This window comes from Paenibacillus sp. NRS-1760 (assembly GCF_050467785.1).
In the GTDB taxonomy this organism is placed as follows: domain Bacteria; phylum Bacillota; class Bacilli; order Paenibacillales; family Paenibacillaceae; genus Pristimantibacillus.
In genome coordinates, this window is sequence record NZ_JBITPK010000021.1 from 697,764 (window position 1) to 717,813 (window position 20,050).

The 20,050-nt window shown below is 51.9% G+C and carries 9 protein-coding genes; 1 reads left to right on the top strand and 8 read right to left on the bottom strand.

Annotated features, from left to right (window positions below; all coding sequences use genetic code 11):
• Nucleotides 1-57 precede the first annotated feature (57 nt).
• The 8 genes from ACIFSR_RS30955 to ACIFSR_RS30990 form a co-directional block, all read right to left on the bottom strand.
• Entirely contained in the window at nucleotides 58-6,003 is a 5,946-nt protein-coding gene (locus ACIFSR_RS30955) for an S-layer homology domain-containing protein (RefSeq protein ID WP_430062640.1), read from the bottom strand.
• A 74-nt stretch (nucleotides 6,004-6,077) separates the two neighbouring features.
• Nucleotides 6,078-9,095 (bottom strand): glycoside hydrolase family 2 TIM barrel-domain containing protein, encoded by a 3,018-nt coding sequence (locus ACIFSR_RS30960; protein WP_430062643.1) that lies wholly within the window; start codon nucleotides 9,093-9,095, stop codon nucleotides 6,078-6,080.
• A gap of 93 nt (nucleotides 9,096-9,188) precedes the next feature.
• Nucleotides 9,189-10,826, bottom strand: a complete 1,638-nt coding sequence (locus tag ACIFSR_RS30965) for an extracellular solute-binding protein (protein ID WP_430062646.1) — start codon at nucleotides 10,824-10,826, stop codon at nucleotides 9,189-9,191.
• Between the two features lie 48 nt (nucleotides 10,827-10,874).
• Nucleotides 10,875-11,765: a carbohydrate ABC transporter permease gene (locus ACIFSR_RS30970; protein ID WP_430062649.1), complete on the bottom strand. Its 891-nt coding sequence runs from the start codon at nucleotides 11,763-11,765 to the stop codon at nucleotides 10,875-10,877.
• 15 nt (nucleotides 11,766-11,780) lie between these two features.
• Nucleotides 11,781-12,674, bottom strand: coding sequence for an ABC transporter permease (locus ACIFSR_RS30975; protein WP_430062651.1), 894 nt, complete (start codon nucleotides 12,672-12,674; stop codon nucleotides 11,781-11,783).
• Between the two features lie 173 nt (nucleotides 12,675-12,847).
• Complete coding sequence (locus tag ACIFSR_RS30980; protein WP_430062654.1) at nucleotides 12,848-15,085, bottom strand: helix-turn-helix domain-containing protein; 2,238 nt, start codon at nucleotides 15,083-15,085, stop codon at nucleotides 12,848-12,850.
• Between the two features lie 168 nt (nucleotides 15,086-15,253).
• Nucleotides 15,254-16,654, bottom strand: coding sequence for a sulfatase family protein (locus ACIFSR_RS30985; RefSeq protein ID WP_430062657.1), 1,401 nt, complete (start codon nucleotides 16,652-16,654; stop codon nucleotides 15,254-15,256).
• Nucleotide 16,655: 1 nt separating this feature from the next.
• A complete protein-coding gene (locus ACIFSR_RS30990) occupies nucleotides 16,656-18,086 on the bottom strand; it encodes an aldehyde dehydrogenase family protein (RefSeq protein WP_430062660.1) in 1,431 nt (476 codons plus the stop codon).
• Between the two features lie 196 nt (nucleotides 18,087-18,282).
• Here ACIFSR_RS30990 and ACIFSR_RS30995 point away from each other — a divergent pair, with 196 nt between their 5' ends.
• Nucleotides 18,283-19,860, top strand: a complete 1,578-nt coding sequence (locus ACIFSR_RS30995; protein ID WP_430062663.1) for a sulfatase family protein — start codon at nucleotides 18,283-18,285, stop codon at nucleotides 19,858-19,860.
• The last annotated feature ends 190 nt before the right edge of the window (nucleotides 19,861-20,050 follow it).

Consider the following 20,050-nt stretch of genomic DNA (forward strand, 5'->3'; position numbering starts at 1 on the left):
TGTTCATGATCCGATGTGAGGTCGGATCAATCTCATGTTGTAGTCGGAATTTGCTGTCTACTGCCCCCTTCCTTCTAAAAGTCTGGCAATGACCTGAGCTGCCTCTTCCCGTCTCGTAATCCCTAGCGGTGCGAATACGTCCTCGCCGCGTCCTTGCATCCAGCCAAACTTCAGCATATCGGCAATTGCTTCTTGCGCCCATGCTGCTGCTTGATCAAGATCCGCTGCTTTCACTAGCTGACCATCAGCCGGAATCCGGTCGATATATGCCTTGGTGCGATAGAGCATAACCGCCATCTCTTGCCGTGTAATCGAGGCATGCGGCGAGAATCGATTGGCAGCTACACCTTGAACAAGGCCAGCCTCATAAGCGGCCGCAACAGCCTCTGCATACCAATCCGATTCCGCTACGTCTGAGAATGGAGCGGAGGCGCTGGCGCTTAGACCCAGAGCTCGCACAAGCAATGCGGCAAACTCGGCGCGCGTTACGCTTTGCTTCGGCTTAAATTCATCAGCTGTCACACCCGTGACAATCCCTCTTGCAGCCAGCAGCTCGATCGCAGGCGCCGCCCAATAAGACACAGGCACATCCTTGAAGGTTTTCTTATATTGCAGACCGGCATAGGTGCTGAAATGCTGAACCTCAGCAACCAGCATCCCATCGCGAACTTCTCCTCCTACATACTCCAGTGTGCCGTCCTCCTTGATGAAGTACATGCCAAGCTGGGAGAGCTCCGCCCCTACGTTCAGTCTCAAGGATATCGTGATAGGCTCCTTGAAGCTGGAGAGCTTGATCTCCTTGCCGCTCTTATCCACAATGCTCAGCGTGAAGTAGATCATAGACGTAGCAGCCTTGAGCTTAGCATTGCCTGCCTTCATCGCTGCAGCCATCAAGGACTGAGTCTGAGACTCGGTCATCTCTTCGAAGGCCACCGATACAACAGCTCCTTCCAGCGAAGCTTGCCCCAGGCTTGAGGTCAGGTCCTTCAATACGGAAGCAGGAATGTCAATCGCAAGCTGCTCGGAGAGCAATTGCAGCTTGTTCTGGCCTTGTACGCCGGATGATTGAGCTGGCAGAAGCACCTTGTTTTTGTTCGCCGGCACATTCCATTTGATCACGCCATGATCTGCGCGAGGATTGCTTATGATTTCAGCCCTTGGGTCTTGTGTCGAGAGGGGTGGAGCTGTAGTTACAGGAAGAACAGGCGGAGCTGGCTGCTCCTTCTCATGCCCTTGAATCTCCAACAACAGAACGCCTTCCGATGGAAGAGTGAAGGCGGTGGCCATCTCCTTCCCAGTCATCATATCGGTAATGGTCACGGAAGACTGATCCGCCATCGCAATTTCCAGATTGGCGGTATTTTTCCCTACATTAATAATAGTCATGACATACCGATCGTCGGCTGCCTGGACAACGCGCCATAATGCGCCCTTCTGAGCAAGGCTATTGGATTCCTTGAGCTCTACTGGAGAGAGCTTGTTGGCCTCATCAAGAAGGTCAAGTGCCTCTTCGGCCATAGCCGTCACATCGCCATGCATGGCAATTAATGTGCCATTGCCGGACATGAGCGAGGCAGTTCGCGGCTGCTTATACTCATTAAAGCCCAAGCTTGCTTCATCGATAATGACCGTGCCGCCCGCATTCAGATAGTCCTGCAGCGCGTCGAACTCCGCATCTGTCACATTCGGGGTTTCACGTACCACAATGACGTCCCAAGTGGAATGAGGCTGCTTCTCGATAATGCCCTCCGTGGCAAAGCCGATCGGAACGCCGTCAAAGTTCAATGCCTCATACAGCTCGAATTGATCATCCACATAATGCTCGTCGTTGATGGCGGAAGTCTCGGAGTAGAAAATACGAATTGGCTTCTCTTGCGTCTGGAATTGTACAATCTCCTCGGAGAACGCATTGAGATCCATCATCGTTTTGCTCAGCTCATTCGCTACACGCGGCTGCTGGGCCACCGTACCCGGATAAGATTCCAGCAAGCCCTGCACCGTTGTATTCATCAATCGATTCTCGATGGAGCCGTCCGGATTTCTGCCCCAGAACCAGGTGAAGCCTGCATCCATGCCCAGTACCGTTGCGAGCCAGTAGGTGGAGCGGACATATTCCGGCTTCATGTATAGGTCTCTGTACGCTACTGTGGAGAGGAAATGCACCTCGGAATTGACATGCGCCTTCTCTGGGCTGACGGAGTGCATAAAGTCATAGGACATCCCCAGCTCCTTCCAGTAGTACGCATAATGCTCTGTCCAATCCTCTGAGGAGCCCGTTGCCTTGAAGTTCACCTTGCGCGTCTTCGCATCGTCGCCGATGATCTCCGCCATCTCCGTCAATTCCTCGAAGTTAATGCCATGCGTGCGATTGCCTTCGGCAAACAGGTCAGGCATCAGCTTCATATGCGTATTGGCATCAGGGTCATTCGCTTTCACCTGATCATGCAGGAAGGTCAGCCACTCCGTGCCTCTCTCCATATTGAAGAGGGATACATCATAGCCTGCCGCCGTTCCCTTGTGCGATTTGTCCATGGGAATAACGCCTCTGGCTGCTGCGTCGAAGCTCGCAAAGCTGGTGCTCCACAGCGCGTTCATCGCGTCAACCGATCCATGGCGATCCTGCAGCCACTCGGCGAACTGCTGAAGCGCAATATCTGATATGCCCTCCTGTCCGTTCGCCTTCTTCGCGACAGCCCAGTGGCCCTTCTCCAGGAACCAATGCGGCTCATTCGCCAAGAGATAGCCAAGCTCCGTATAGGGCTTGCCGGATGTAATAGGTCCGGTGTGGCTCAGCACATCCTCCCATATCGAACGAATAGCGGGATGATTAATATCATATTTGGTGAAGGTTGTTATGCCATCACGCATCGTATCCCCATTCTGGCTGACCGCCCATGCCGGAGCTGGATCATGCCATAGAATGGTGTAGCCCATGTTGCTTGTTGGACGATTTTGCAGATCTCCATACTTATCCGGAGCCGGCGTACCTGTCTGATCGGTCACAAAGCTCGGATTAATAGACCGCGGCAGATCAATGCTGCCGAGATAATGGTTGTAGAGCGTCGCATTATCCTTCGGAACATCCAGCGGCTTGGAGAAATAATCATGCAAGAACACAGGCTTGCCGTTGCTGTAGAAGTTGCTGTCCTTCAGCGTTATGCCATCCCAGTCTACAAGACGGACCGGTCTTCTGGTTACCGTGCCGTCCGATACGGCGCTTAACTCCGCAATAGCAGTGTCCAGCATGGCAATAATTTCAGTTCTTTCGAATTCAGGCAGCTCCACAGCTAATTCCTCCGGAGAACGTCCTCCAGGGCTGTACGTCGGGATCACGGCGAACATTTTTTTGTTCACAGCGATGTTCTGCTCATCCCAGTCCGCATATTTATCAAATTCCCCTGCGAACCATAGCGCTCCCTTCTCCCTCTCCGCATCCAGGCTTCTGGATTCTGCCAGCGTAATCAGCTCTTCAAGCTCGTTTGTTTTCACTCGAATAAGGGCCTTAAGCTCGCTTGCGGATAATGCTCCATATTTCATAACCGCCTTATCGACAATGACGCTGCTTGCAACGATCACATCAATATGTGCCGTTTTGTCATCCTCTGAGGTAAGCGTCACTCTTGCCTGTCCTGAGCCTGCGGCTCCTGGCGTCAGATAGACACGTCCATCTTTCAATTCCACTGTCACGACAGCTTCATTAGAGGAAGCTGCTTCTGCAGCTGTCATTCCCAGCTTGGCTTCCGTATTCTGAATGCTGGCGTCAATTAATTGGCCATAGGATACGACGTTTATTTCCTTTGGAATGGAAGCAATAACGGTAAGCGTCGTTCCCTCGGCAATGACTGCATCATTGGTCAAGGCGACAATAAGCGGCTTCAGCACCTTGGCCGAGCCCTTCGACAGCTCCATTCTGTTCTTCGCATACAGCGACAGCACCGATCCGGCATCCAGCGACAGCAGCCCTGTCGGACCAACCGTTTCGCCTTTTCCTTTAATGTACAACGCGCTGCCCGGCATGAATTGAACGGCTCCAATGCCCCCGGCGCCTACCGCGCCATTGCCAATAATGAAGCCTTCATCACGGAAATCCTGCAGCTGTCCCTTCACCGTTATGACACCGTGCACCGTCATCTTGGCTGTGTACTTTAAGCGAACATTCGCCGGAACTGTCAAATTCCTCGCAACGGTAACCGGCTTGTAGATTTCGATAACCTGGTGGGTGACGCCGTTCACAACCTCGTCATTAAGCGCTCTGACAACCTCTTCCCCACCGGACTGGAAGGCTTGAATAGCCGAAAGCAGCTGCCCCGCCGTTGTAATCTCTGCAACTGGAAGCTCTCCTGGCTGCTTAGCCGCAACAAATGATGTAGTCGCAGCCTCCAGCTCCGCCCGAGCTTGGCCGTAATCCGATTCCGTAGCATCCGGATCCATACGAACGGCAGCTGCACTCTGAATCGCAGCCGCAAAGCTGTCCTTAACAGCTGGTTTTACCCACTGGGTGTCGGACCCCACATCCTGCCCGTCCACGCTGGAGCTCGAGAAGTCGCGATGGGCCTCTGCGATGGCCAGCGCCTCTGTCAGCTGCACCTTGTTAAGCCCCGCCGGGAAATATACGACTCCCTCTCCAATATTGGCAATGGAGAAGTTGAAGGTTGCTTCGTCCGATACCGTAATTTTGCTAAATACCTGGCTTGTCACCGGCTTGGCCAGGGTGACCATGCCTGCTGCAAGATCCAGATGATGATCCGCTCGAACGGCCACTCTCGTGTCGGCTCCCAAGCGGAAGATGCCGCCCGCGCCAATTACCTCTGTTCCTTGCTGATAATAGCTGCTTCCTGTGTGGAAATTAACTTTGCCTGTGCCGGCTCCAATTAAACCGCCTGTACGCAATTCCGGAGCTCGGCTGTCCTGCACGATGCCATAGATGTCCAGGCTGGTGTTGACCGTTGGCTGTGTGAAAAGCTGAAGCTTCACCCCGCTTGCAATGGACATCGCCTTATCCAGCACAACTGCTTCATAGAGCTCTGCCGTATTGCCATTCAGCTTTACTTTGGTATCGTCAATTGTTAGCGTTTGCAGGAATGCCACTAGTTCAGATGCCGTAGCAATACGAATAACCCCATTGCCTGTTCCCTGCGCCTTGGCGGCATTAAAGCTGCTTGTAGCTGCTGCCAGCTGGGCGACGGCGTTATCTACCTCCAGCTGGGTCGCGCCGGCTCCATCCCTTACTGCGGCGGCAGCTAAAATAGCGCTTTCATATTGACTCATTACAGTGGAGCTTACCCATATGCCGGGCGCTGTTACATCGGTTCCATCCAAGCTGATGGATACGGATGCCCGGTTCGTATTGGCTTCATTAATAGCTTGAATTAATGCCGTTGTGTCAGTCTGGCCCGGCGGTGGCGTTGTTTGCAAAATCCCATCCTCTATAGTACCGTTGACTACCAGGGTCGCGCCATCCGCGACGACAATGGTCTTGGCCATATTGGCTGTTACCGTCTTGCCTGCTGCAACCGTAACGGTCCCGGAGGTAATCTCAAAATGATTGCTGGCGGATAACGTCACACTGGCGTTTGCACCCAGCATAAAATGTCCATTCGCGCCAATCACCTCTACGCCTTGCTGGAAATAACTGCTTCCCGCATGCATGACGAAGGAGCCTGTACCCGTCCCCACAATACCGTTTTTGCGGAAATCAAGCCCGCGACTGTCCTGAAGCTTGCCATAAACCTGAATATCGCTTTGAATAATCATCTGCACAAAGCCTTGCAGCTTGATGCCGCTCGGAATGGCAAAGGACTCATCCAGCGTGACGGGAGTGTTGACCTGAACCGTTGTGTTCGAATCTGCTAATACTATTTTTGTTGGGTCTCCGCTCTTTGTTTTCAAATAATCCGCCAGCTCCAGTGCAGTAGATAGCTGCGGCGATGCAGCGGCAAGAGGCGGTACTGCCAATGCGCTGATCATCACGATACATAACCATAAAGCAATCGTCTTCTTCATGATGGACCTCCTTGAATCGATGGGCAGCCGATATTGATGCTTGCGCGCTCTCAGGCTGCCATCGCTTCGATCTCTTATTCGTCTTCCTTCATAACAGGGGCAATCCCCAGCTTGAAGGCAAATTGCTTGTCGCTCAGCTGATAAGCCTCCAGCAGATCCGTTCCACAGGAGCTGGAGCCAATACCGTTCATCCGATGATCGAGGTGAACAATGGTCTCCTTCCGACGCTTCAGCTCATACGTATGCATCGCCTCGGTCAGATCCTCCGGTGTATAATGCAGTGCCTGGAAGGAATATGAACTTCCCGGGCTTGTGAACTTCAAACCCATGCCAAGCGCATTGCTTACCGTGGCCCACTCTGTTCCATAACGAGAGCCGTTCTCCTGCGGCACGACATAGGATTGATACATCTCATCGACGGTCAGCGCATATTTTCCTTTCCGTACGCTTCTCCTCTTGTCGACATAGCTTTCATGAGGGCCGTATCCGAAGTACTCCACCTCTTCATTGCCCGCCGGCATCATCCACTGCAGACCGATTCGCGGCAAATACGGCAGCTCCTCACGAACCTTCATTTCCGCCGTAACGGTAATGACGCCTTCGTCATCAATCTCCCATATCGATGTGCCCCTCAGGATCGGCAGCTTAATGTAGCCGCCCAGCGAGAATTCGACCTCGAACCTGACTTTGTCAGCGGCAGCCAGCGTCATCTCGGAGCGGTACACCTTCGTTTCGATTCGATCGTAGCCCTCCTGCCTCCAGAACACCTTAATCTTGCGGTCATTATCTGCCGGTGCCCGCCAGATGTGGAATTTCGGCATACCCTGCAGCAGCGGGACTCCATGCTTGGTCACCCTTGTGAAGGAGCCGGCCTGCAGATCGAATACATGCAGGAAATCAAAGCCCTCGATCGTTACTTCCGTTCCTTCTGTCCGCACCTTCAAGGATGGCTTCCAGGTAATCGTCGTTTCTTGATCCATAGAGGATTGAGGGGCTGGCAGCTCGAACTGCTCACTGGTCAGCTCATGCCCCGCAGCCGCCCAGCGCGTATCGCGGCTCTGCATGACCGTTATTTGCAGGAACCAGCGCCCACCTTCAGCCGGTATTGTATATGGCACCTCGATAACCTCGGACTGCTTCGGCGCGGTATGGAGAACAGGCAATAAGCCTTGCTCCATCGTCTCGCCATCCCGTTCTATCTTCCAAGCCATTACGCAATCCGATAAATCGATAAAATCGTAGCGATTGGTGACACGGACCAGACCCTTCGACAGATCCTCCGCCTCCAGCAGCACTGGGGCAATCACCTTCTTCAGCTCCAGCAGATTGGTATGCGGAATCCGGTCCGGGCTGACCAGGCCATCGATACAGAAGTTTCCGTCATTAGGCATCTCACCGAAATCGCCCCCATAAGCGAAGTAGACTTCGCCCTCCGGCGATACAGCCTTAATGCCGTGATCGCACCATTCCCACACGCAGCCGCCCATTAGCTTGGGATACTTGTAGATGACATCCCAGTAATCCTGCAGGTCGCCGCAGCTATTGCCCATGGCATGGCTGTATTCACACTGCAGCAGCGGCTTGTTCAGGCTCTCATTCGTCGCGTAATCCAGCAGCTCCTGGACCGTCGCATACATACGGCTGTTAACATCCAGGCAATCGGTATCGGGATGGCCGTTATATTTAAGCGCAGCCCCTTCGTAATGAATGACTCTGGACGAGTCCCGCTCCTTCGTCCATCTCGCCATGGCAATATGATTGACGCCATAACCGGACTCATTGCCCATGGACCACATGACGATACATGCATGGTTTTTGTCACGCTCCACCATCCGAATGGCGCGCTCTATGAAAGCAGCCTCCCATGCCGGGTCCTTCGTCAGCATATGATAATCACCCGCGTGCAATACGCCGTGGCACTCCAGATCCGCCTCGTCGATTACATAGAAGCCCAGCTCATCGCATAAATCCAGGAAGCGAGAGTCATTGGGATAATGAGAGGTTCTGACTGTGTTCACATTGTGTCGCTTCATGAGATGCAGATCCTGGATCATATGCTTAAGTGGAATCGTCTGGCCAAGCTCCGGATGCGAATCATGCCGGTTAACGCCCTTCAGCTTCACCGCTTGCCCGTTAATCAGGAACACGCCATCCCGAACCTCAACCTTCCTCATCCCCACTTTGAAATGAAGCACCTCGCCGCCGCCGGTGACGAACAGGCTGTAGAGATAGGGCCGTTCCGCATGCCATAGCTCCGGCTGCTCCACAGTCAGGCTGAACGTGGCGGAGCCATCGATGGTTCCCGATGCTTCCCCCTGCTTCACCCCGGAGGCGTCTACGAGCTGTATGGTTACGTCTACGGAGCCAACCGTGTCGATTGTGCATTGCACAACAGACTGATCCAGCCCATCCGACAGGTCCGCCCGGTAGAAGACATCACGCGCTCTGCTTTCGCTGCGAGCCAGCAAGTAGACATCCCGGAATATGCCGGAATACCGCCAGGCATCCTGATCCTCCAGGTACGAGCCATCCGACCACTTCAGCACCATAACGGCCATTCGGTTGCTGCCGTCCCGAAGATAAGGCGTCAGGTCGAACTCTGCCGGCATGCGGCTTCCTTGGCTATACCCGACGAAGGAGCCATTCACCCACAGATAGAAGCAGGAATTGACGCCCTCGAACACAACGTGCTTCTGCTTGCCGAGCCATTCCTCCCGAACCTGGAAGTCCCGAATATACAAGCCCGCCGGATTGCGATCGGGAACGAATGGAGGATCACAAGGGAAGGGATAATTGACGTTGGAATAGTGCATCTGATCATAGCCGTTAGACTGCCAGCAGGAAGGCACAAGCAGATCATCCCAGCCGCTGACATCGACGCCGTCCTCATAGAAGGCATCCTTCACTTCATGCACGCTGTTATAGTACCGGAACTTCCACTGCCCGTTTAACGTTTGGTACAGTGGCGACTGGCCTCGCTTGGCTGACTGCGCCGACCGTTCATCCGCATAGGGGATATAGTGCGCGCGCGGCTCCTCTCGATTGACATGGAGGACATGGAGATCGTCCCAATATTTTGTTAAGTGCAGCATCGCTTTTTTCACCTCAAATGAAACTTGCTTACTTAGGATATAAAGGGAACCTGGAGAGCAAGCTCCAGGTTCATATGGCTGACTGACCGTTATTTACTTCGCTTTGTAAGCGTCGTAATACTTTTGGTAAATGGACACATACGTATCAATGTTCATCTTCTTCAGCTGCGCCACGTAGTTTTCCCAATCCGCATGCGTGAAGCCGTTCATTACAAATTGTGCGAAGTTTGAAGAATAGAAGCCGTTTGGTCCACCCAGGTCAAGCTGGATCGGAGCCAGCGTCTCGATGTCCTCAGTTGTCATCAGCATGGATGGCAAAATTTCTTTTGGAGCAAAAGGATCGTACATATTGTAATAAGTGCGCTTCTCATCCGCTTGAGCATCGATATAACGATCTACCATATCTTGAAGAACAATCGTCACAGCGCCGTTGCCAGGTGCTTCGGAATGCTTGAACGCTCCGAATGCAACGCCCTCTGGAGGTGTCAGCTTCTCGATTGTGCCGTCAGCATTTTCCTTGGAGGTCAGACCGAACGGACCGGATTCGAACTGGAAGCTTTGCTTCTCTTCATAGATGCTGTCGATCCATTTCATTGTAATTTCAGGGTTTTTGTTGCTGTTTGTAATCGCGAAGGAGCCAATGCTGAAGCCTACAGGCATACGCAGCCACCCTTGCTCGCCATTAGCGCCTTTGAGAGGCGGTACCGCTACATAATCATTTTGAACATTACCAAATACGGAGCCAAGGGAATAGGTGAAGAATGCGCCAACCTGCGGCACTTCACTGCGAATCTTCGTCTGGTAAGCGTTCAGGTTGTGCGTGAACACCTCTTGATCCATCAAGCCTTCCTTGTACAGCTTGCTCATGAATTGCACGTAGTTCTCGTATTCCGGCTGCTCTGGTGCATATTTCACCGTACCGTTGTCGATGTACAGATGATCGCGATTGTCGTCATTCGGGATGCCGAAGGCGCCTGCCATTGCGTTAGGACCATTCTGCGAGTTATTGCCGAATACGAAGGAGAATGGAATTTCATCGGCCTTCTTGTTGCCATTCGGGTCCTTTTCCTTGAACGCTTTGAGCGCATTGTAGAACTCGTCAACTGTTGTTGGCATTGCCAATCCCAGATCATCCAGCCATTTCTTATTAATGAACAAGGCGGAAGGAATGCCATTGAAATCACGCTCTACCGTTGTAGGCAAGGAGTAGATGTGACCATCCGGCGCAGTAATCTGCTTCTTGAATTCCGGACGCTGCTCGAACACCTTCTTCAGATTAGGCGCATGCTCCTCGATCAGCTCCTCCAGCGGAATTAACGCGCCTTGGCTGCTCAGCTTGATCACCTCTTCATCCCTCAGCACACCTCTGCCGAAGAATGCATCCGGAAGCTGGCCGCTCGCAATTGTAATATTCTTTTTCTCCACAAGTTGCTCTGTGCTGACCATGGTCCACTTCACGTTAACATTCGTCTGCTCCTGCAGCTGCTTGAACATCTGCATTTCGTTGTAATCCTTCTTCACCTGCGGATCGGTTGCTGCGAAGATGCTCAGCTCAATCGGTTTCTCAAGAGGGAACTTGATGCTCTCCTCTACTGGCGCAGTGCTCTCCTGAGGCTTTGCCCCTTCATTGCCGCCATTATTTACGTTGCTGCCGCCATTGGAGCACCCTGCAGCAAGCATAGTCATCGTGACGAGCATTGCCGTACCTGTTACGAACCATTTTTTTCTCATTTTTTCGACCTCCTGTTTTGTAGTAAAGCATCTATTCATGAAGCTCAGTTAGCCTTTCACCGAGCCGATCATGACACCTTTGACGAAGTAGCGCTGCAGGAATGGATACAGCACAAGAACGGGTAGACTGGAGACAACGACCATACCATATTTGATAAGCTCGGATACCTTCTGCTCCTCGGCTGCATCTCCTGATGCATCGATAAGATCCAGCTGCGCCTCGCTAATGATCAATATTTTGCGAAGCACGATTTGGAGCGGATGGAGGCTGGCGTCATTCAGATAGATGAGTGCCTGGAAGTACGAATTCCACATCGCTACCGCATTAAACAACACCATAACCGCGATAATCGGCAGTGACAGCGGCAGCACCATACGCAGGAAAAACTTGAAGTTTCCGCAGCCGTCCATCATAGCCGCCTCCAGCATTTCCTGGGGAATGTTGGACTGGAAGAAGCTTCTTACGATAATGAGCTGATAAACGCTGACCGCACCCGGTACAATCATGGCCCACATGGTATCCACCATTCCAAGCTCCTTCACCAGGAGGTAGGTTGGAATGAGACCGCCATGGAAAAACATCGTGAACAGGATCAGCAGCATCAGCGTGCCTGCCATGGGAAGATCCTTTCTGGACAAGGCATATCCCCCTGTAATAATAAGGGACACTCGAAAGATGGTGCCGAGCACCGTGTACATAATGGAATTCGTATAGCCATTCCAAATTTCTGCGTCTCCAAAAATCCTTTCATACCCGATCCATGAAATGTCTTGGGGAATAAGCAGCACCTTGCCTGCGTTCACCAGATCCGGATCGCTGAACGAAGCGATAATAATGAAATACAGCGGGTAAATGACGATTCCGAGAATAACAAGGAAGAACACAATATTCGTCCAATCAAACCATTTATCCGTTCTGCTTCGACTCCATGTTTCCATTGTGATGTCTCCTCTCTACCATAAGCTGTTCTGACCAAAGCGCCTTGCTATGAAATTAACCGTTAGCAGCAACAGACAATTAATAATGGAGTTAAACATGCCGATTGCAGCGGAATAGCTGTATTGCGCACCAATGAGGCCGGTCTTGTACACATAGGTCTGAATGACCTCTGCTGAAGATACGTTAAGCGGATTCTGCATTAGGTATACCTTCTCGAAACCAACAGACATGAAGTTGCCGACACTTAGAATGAGCAGCACAATAACTGTAGGCATAATACTCGGCAGATCGATATACAGAATGCGCTTTAATTTATTCGCTCCATCCACAACAGCCGATTCATGCAGCTCCGGATTGATGGAGGTAAGCGCGGCCAAATAAATAATCGTTCCCCAGCCCGCATTCTGCCACACACCCGACCATACGAAGATCGAAGCGAACCAGTCCGGCTTGGCCATGAAGAAGATCGTCTCCAGCCCTAGCGTCTCCAAAAGCTGGTTAATGATTCCGTTTCTCGGAGACAGGAACAGGTTCAGCATACCTACGATAACGACGGTTGAGATGAAATGAGGCGCATACGTTACCGTCTGAACCAGCTTTTTGAAGCGCTTGCTTGTCAGTTGATTAATAAGCAGTGCCAGTATGACTGGTATCGGGAACAGCAGCAGCTCGTACACGCTGATCGTCAGCGTATTCACAAGCACGTCCCAGAACTTATAGCTGTCAAAGAAACGAAGGAAGTTGTCGAATCCGACCCATGGGCTTCCACTAATTCCTTTGAAGGGAGCAAAGTTCTTGAAGGCGATTTGCAAGCCGTAGATTGGCCCGTATTCGAATACGGCGAAATAAAGCAGTGTTGGAAGCAATAACAAGTATAACTCGTAATGTCGTTTCCAGCGGTTCAACACATGATTCCCTCCAATTTCGAAAAATGCCGATGTTGTAAAGCGCTTTCACCAAGGTTCCCATTCATCGTATCAAGCAGGGCAGAAGAGTACAATCAGCGAGATTTTCATCTATATGCGAAAAATAAAAAACGCCCAAAACCGTTGATACATCAAGGGTTTTGAGCATTTTTCACCTATTGCGGTGGTCTTTCGTGCGGTTTCTGCATACGTTTTCTATACTCGCCGGGAGTGAGCTGAAGCTCGGATTTGAACTTCCGAATAAAGCTCGACGGATCGCTGTAGCCAATTCGCTGAACAATGTCCGTAACCGTTAGATCCGTCTCGATGAGCAGGCGCTTTGCTTCATCAATACGAATGCCATTCAAATAATCCGACACCGTTCGACCCGTCTGCTCCTTAAAATATCGGGAGAGATAGGAGGCCGATTGGGAGAAATGACTCGCCATGCCTTGAATGCTGAATTGCGAATCCGCATATTTGGCGTGCAGCAGCTCTATAATTTGCTGAAGCAGCATGTCCTCCCCTGGCTGCTCTTGCTTTTCCAGCAGCGGCGCAATTTCGTCCAGCGTCTTCCACACGATGGCATCCATCTGGGAATAGGAGGTGCACTGCGTAAGCTCAATAATATCGGGATAAGAGATCGCAATGCCGCGATGCATCGCTTCATTGGACACCGCTTTGAGAATCGTATGGACAATGTCGAAATAAATGTATTTGGCCGTCAGCAGGGACTGGCTCCTCGCCCGTATCTGCTCCAACGTATTTTCCATATATCGTCTCGTCTGCGCCAGATCGCCTTCCTTCAGATGGAAGCTGAGCATGTCCAGCTCTCGTGCCGGATAAGCCAAAAATTTGTCGTCCCCGGAAGTGAGCTGATCCGGCAGAATGACGCGATCGCTTCCCGCTATCAGATGGAATTGGAGCGCGGTCAACGCGCCGATATAGGACTTGGGCAGCTCGCTCAGCTCATGGCATTTGTCGCCCACGCCGATCGTCCATGGCATGCCAGTAGCAGCATCCAGCTCCTTATGCCAATCGGACCACGCTTCCCCTTCCTGCCACTCCTGTATCCAAATCCAGCGATGCGGCTGTATCGTCTCCACCTGATACATGTCAATCTCATCGGGAACCATCAGCCTCCATGGACATGAAGCGGCCGGCGCGGAGTCATTTGGATGCGCTTGCATACATACGACCCTGTAGGAGCCGCGAAGCCTGATGCCCAGCTCCTCGCAGGCTTGGCGGAATGCTTCCTCATCACCCATCCCGCCTTGCAGCAGCTGGGCAAGCAATTGCTGTCTGCGCGCCGGACGGCTGAGCTCGACCTGGTTCTCCAGCGTCATGCTCCGAGTGCTCATATAATCGAATGCCGATCGAAGCTTGTCCAGTCCTTGCCGTGAGCCGCCGTCTGACTGCTGCAGCTTCTCATCCACAATGCGAATAAGCCTCCGCAACGGATTATAATGCACATGCATATTAATGTAGATGATACTGGAGCCAATAATGAGAATCAGGGCCAGCACAATGGTTGCTTTATATTTCAGCTCATCAACCGGCTTCATCAGCTGTGTCTCTGACACGACGGTAATGTAGGTCCAACCGCTGGATGAAGAGGTAATTCTAGATACATAATAGGGCTCACCGCCAAGCTGTCTGATTCCGCTAAGCTCTGACTCTGAATGCAGCAGCTCCTTCGGCAGCTCCAGATTAGTGGACAAGGAAGTAATCAGCTCTCCCTGCTGATCCACGATATAGACATTGCTTTGCTCATAAGGAAGAAAGGACTGAAGCATGCGTTTCATTTCATTTTCCTTGATGAGATAGATTAGCATTCCCTTCGTATCAATGGAGGAGCCAATTTCCGGCACGGGAACGGAATAGGAGATATAAGGGTCCCAGGAGCTGTCCTGCTCACTCTTCAGGGAGGCGGCTGCCTGGACATGAACCTCGTCTAACGCCAGCAGCTTTTCAAATTGCTCATAATCCATCTGTTCCTTGAGATACATCTGATGAAACACGGAGGGCAGATACGTGCTCTTCGACGAGATCAGCAGCGGCACCCCATGGGCTTTGTATACAACCTCCGAGAAAAACGTATTGGCTTCCGCGTAGAGACTGATCTTCTCCTTCGCCTCGTAGACGGCATAAGTTTCGCCAAGCTGCTCCGGATCGAATTCCCGTTTGGCCGACAGCTGAATCGCGATATTCCTCATCTCGGACAGCTGAGTGTCCATCGTATCTCTAACCTGCTCCAGCATCCCGTGATTGGACTGAAGCACTTGCGTCTGAAGCATCCCTACAAAATATTGATAAACAAAAAAGCCGGTAACAAGCACCGGAAGTATAAGCAAGAGCGCGTAGGAAATCAGGTATTTGTAGAACAAGGACATCTTGCCCAGCTTCATTCTCATGCTCATGCTGCTCCTTTACTTCGAGAATGGAATCATGGAAAAAAAGCGCGGTCCTAATAACTTAACACAAACAAATCGCTTCCGTACAGCAGGCCTCAGAAATAAGGATATCCAGTGCGGGGAATCCTCACACTGGATACGGTAAATACTCTCATGAAGTTCATGGTTTTAAATGTCCGGCGTTCCCACATTCCATGGCACATCGGACTTCGGAATCGCCCTGTACATATGATCGACGATGAAACGATAGCCTTCCAGCTTCTGCGCCATATAACGGGGATCATTCCACAGGTTGCGCCGCTCCAGCGGGTCATTGTTCAGATCGTACAGCTCTCCGTAGCTTCGGTCCATGTAATGTACCGTCTTCATTCCCTGATGAATACAGCCTTTGATCGCGCCAGCCTCCATATAGACGGCTTCGCGTACCTTCTTCTCTCTCGTCTCATCCCAATATCCCGTGTAGGAATAACTCGACAGGGAGCTCGGGACCTCCCCTCCGGCCGCCTCCAGACAGGTTGCCGCTATGTCGATATTGAGCACGTCATCCTTCACCTCGAAGCCTTGGAAGCCTTGAATGGGCGGCTTAACAAAGAGAGGCACGCGCATCAGGCTGTCCGATAGACATTGCATCTTCTCCACCATGCCGAAGTCGCCCATAAAGTCGCCATGATCGGAGGTGTAGATGATTAGCGTGTTATCATACAGATTGTGCTCCTTCATGATTCGGATCAGCTCGCCGATCTTCCGATCAATGAGGCTGACATTGGCATAATAAGAGCGTTTCGTCTTCTTGAACGTTTCTTCCGAGAAATGCTTGAGATAAATATCGGCGTAGGAGCCCATCTTCTTGAAATGTGGAGGCTTCTCGTCCAGATCGGAGTAAGTGGACTCCGGAGCGGACAGCTTCTCGTGATCATACAGCTCCGCATATTCCGTTCCTTCGCAATCATAGGGATGATGCGGTCCGGAGAATGACAGGGTGAGGAACCACGGCTTATCGTCCGCTTGGGCGGCACGTCCCTTCTTATCCATCCATGCTTTGCCAAGCTCGCCCAAATAATCATCCAGATGATATTGGGACTCTACATTCCATGTGCCGCCGCTGATTAGCGTCTTGCTCATAACCGCTTTTCTATCGACGCCATGCTCCGCCAGATAATCCAGGTAGGGCTGAATCGTATCGTCCGGATAGAAGGCGCTATGGCCGTCAATAATCATCTCTTCGTCATAGCCCCGCTTGATGGAGGAGCCGGCAAAGTGCTGCTTGCCAATAACAGCCGTATGGTAGCCCGCTTCCTGCAGACGAGTCATAAAGGTAGTCTCATGAGCGGGAAGCTGCGTAATAAAGGTTGGGCATTCGCACTCCGACGGGAATTTGCCCGTCATAATCGCAGCCCGGGACGGCACGCAGGATGGATTGGCGCAGCGGGCATTGCTGAAGATGACGCTGTCTCCAATCAGCTCATCCAGGTATGGCGTCAGCACCTCCGGATTGATGCAGGAGAACGTATCGTTCCTCTGCTGATCCGTCATCAGAAACAAAATGTTCGGCTTGCTCTTATGGGCCATTTTACGACTTCCCCTTCCGTATCGTGATCCGCTTCACCGTATAATATTCTTCCAGACTGTAGACGGAGCAGTCCTTGCCAATGCCGCTTTCCTTCACGCCGCCATGCGGAAGCTCCACGGAATAATGGGGACCATTGACACATACGGTGCCCACCTCAAGCGATTCGGCAATATGAAGTATATCGTTAATATCGGTGCCGAACACATAAGAGGCAAGACCAAATTCAGTATTATTCGCCTCTTGAATAACCTGCTCCCTGTCCGAATAGGGCATAATAGGCATAACTGGCCCAAATATTTCTTCCTTGCAAATCCGCATGGACGGCGTCACATTCGTTATAATGGTCGGCTCCAGGTAGTAGCCCTTGTCGATGCCGCTCGGAATGCCTCCGCCTGCCGCAACTGTCGCGCCTTCTGCAACTGCGCTCGCGATGAGCTCCTGCACTCTGGAGCGATGCCCCGCCGAGATCATGGGGCCCATTCCCGCCTGGGGCTCGCGGCCCCAGCCCAGTGTAACCCGGTTCGCCTTCTCGACAGCCTTGGCTACAAAGGTCTCATATAACGATTCGTGTACGAACACGCGGTTCGGTGATACACAGATCTGGCCTGCATTGCCGAACTTCAGATTCACCAATTGCTCGCAAGCCGCCTCCACATCGGCGTCAGGCAGCACAATGGCAGGGGCATTGCCGCCAAGCTCCAGGGAGAAGCGTTTGATCGAGGTCGCAGATTGGCCTACTATCGCTTTGCCTGCGGAAGTGGATCCGATCAAGGTCAGCATACGCGGAATGGTGCTCGTGTTCATAACCGTCGCCAGCTCGATCGTATCGCCTGTAATCAGGTTAATGACGCCCGCCGGGAATCCGATTTCCTCCGCGATCTCGCCGATCAGCAGCGTGGTCAGCGGCGTCAATGGCGACGGCTTGATGACGCAGGTACAGCCCGAGGCCAGCACCGGTCCAAGCTTATAGCCCAGATTCAGCAGCGGGAAATTCCAGGCCAGATAGCCGACCACAACGCCAACAGGCTGCCTCTTCATCAGGCTCATGATGCCTTGGTCCTCATCCTCGATTATACGGCCATGCAGCCGCTTGGCTTCCTCATAATAATATCTCAAGCATCTGGGCAGCATTTCCATATCCTCAGTAGCTTGAGGAAGCGGCTTGCCTGTCTCGCTCATGAGCACCTCCAGAATCTGCTCACGCCGCGCTTCAATAGCTTGGGCCAGACGCTCCATCCATTCTCCACGCTGCTTCAGCGAATAGCCGGACCATATAGGGAAAGCCTTCTGCGCCGCTTCCAGCGCCGTTTGCGCCTGCTCCTCCGTTGCTTTCAGCAGCGTGCCCGCTTCTTGCTCAGTTGCCGGATTGTGTACAGCTAATGTCAGCCCGAGACCTTGAACCAAGCTGCCGTCTATATAATGTTTGTACATGTCATCTCCAGCTCCATTTCATTTATAAAATAATAATATATATTTAAATGATATCGACGCCGCCTAGAGATGTCAATGTGTTTTTTGAACGTTATTTGATTGTCGGATTTACGAGCTCGTTTTATATTTATCCAAATTGATTAAATATAAATTATATAGTATATTTCAAGTAATACCTGACAAGGAGTGATATCAAATGGCATCTGCCAATCGTCCCCATGTATTTTTTCTGATGTGCGACGAGCTTAGAGCTGACAGCCTGGGATTTATGGGCAATTCAATCGTGAGAACCCCTCACCTGGATAAGCTTGCGCAGGATTCCGTCATCTTCGAGCAAGCCTATACAAACTGCCCGATGTGTGTGCCTGCCAGAGCCAGTCTCATGACCGGACGCAATCCGCTTAGCCATGGCATCCTGGACAATGCCATGCGTATGGTTGAAGACGAGCAGCCGCTGCCCGAGCTGCTTCGCGAGCACGGCTATACAACAACGATGTATGGCAAGCTGCATGTGCACCGAACACCGGAGCAATGCGGCTTCGATGAATTTATGAACGGCTCCCCCGATCCCAATACCAGCTTCCTGGGAATCAAGGATCCCGAGATGCGCCGCAAGTCCACCTTCAAAAAAAATGAAGGCGACATCCCTCTGGTTATTCATGGGAAAAGCCCTACTCATCCCGACCAAACCTCCTGTTCACGGCTAACGGAGGCTTACATCGATCGTATTCAGGAAGTGCCTCATTCGGATCGCTCTATCTTTCATTATTTATCTCTTCTGGATCCCCATACGCCATATATGCCAACTCAGCCTTACGCGGATATGTACGATCCTGCGGAGCTGACGCTGCCAGACAATGCCGGCCGCACTCTTGCCGATAAGCCGATTACTCAGCGCTACTTCCACAAGGTTCGCGGCTTCGACAAGCTGGATGCGGAGGATTATCGCAAAAGCCTGTCCAGCTATTATGGCCTCGTCACTCATGTCGACGATCGGATCGGCAAGGTGATTGCCAAGCTGAAGGAGCTGGACCTCTACGACAACTCGCTTATTATCTTTACCTCGGATCATGGCGCCATGATGGGAGAGCATGGCTTTATTGAGAAATGGGGACATATGTATGAGCCGGTTGTCCGGATTCCGCTTCTGGTGAAACTGCCTGGGGGCCACAACGGCGGCATGCGCCATCAGAGCTTCGCCGAAATTATCGATATAATGCCGACGGTGCTGGATGCGGCACACATCCCTATTCCTGAAGGTGTGCAAGGCATGAGCCTGCTGCCGGTATGCCGGGGCGAGAAGGCGGTTCATCGCACGGAAGCGCACAGCCTCTATTATTGCGGCTCAATTCATACCGAGCCTGCCCTTATGATCCGCGATGCGAGGTGGAAGCTGACGCATTACCCCGAGCAGGAGAATATTCACGACAAGCTGTACGGCGATCATTATTTGAAGTATTCCGCCTTCTTCGACCAGCCGCTGGTTGAAGGGGAATTGTATGATCTGCAGCGGGACCCCTATGAGCAGAACAATCTGTTCGACGATCCCGCATACCTTGAGATCAAGGAAGGTCTGCTAAGCAAGCTGCGGAGCTGGAAGGAAGGCCTGGGGCCGCTCGCGGATTATCGGGGACTGGAGCAGGCGAATATGAACACGGTGTATAAGTTTATTTTGGACCAAACCAATAATTGGACGAAGGTCGCCCATGCCATTCAAGGACAGAAGGGGCTTACCCAGTGCAAGAGGCAGCAGCCGGCCAATGTGCAGCAGTAAGCGTGACCCAGGTTAACTATTAACTAACTATTAACAAAGTGAATCAGGACTAGCCCCTCGGGTTAGTCCTGATTCATTTGTATCCATTGTAATGCAAAGCAGGTCATTGCAGGTCACAATGGGGAGCAATGCAGGTCGGTCTACACTGGTCTACGCTGGTGCATCATTACCTGCAAAACCTACAGTTATT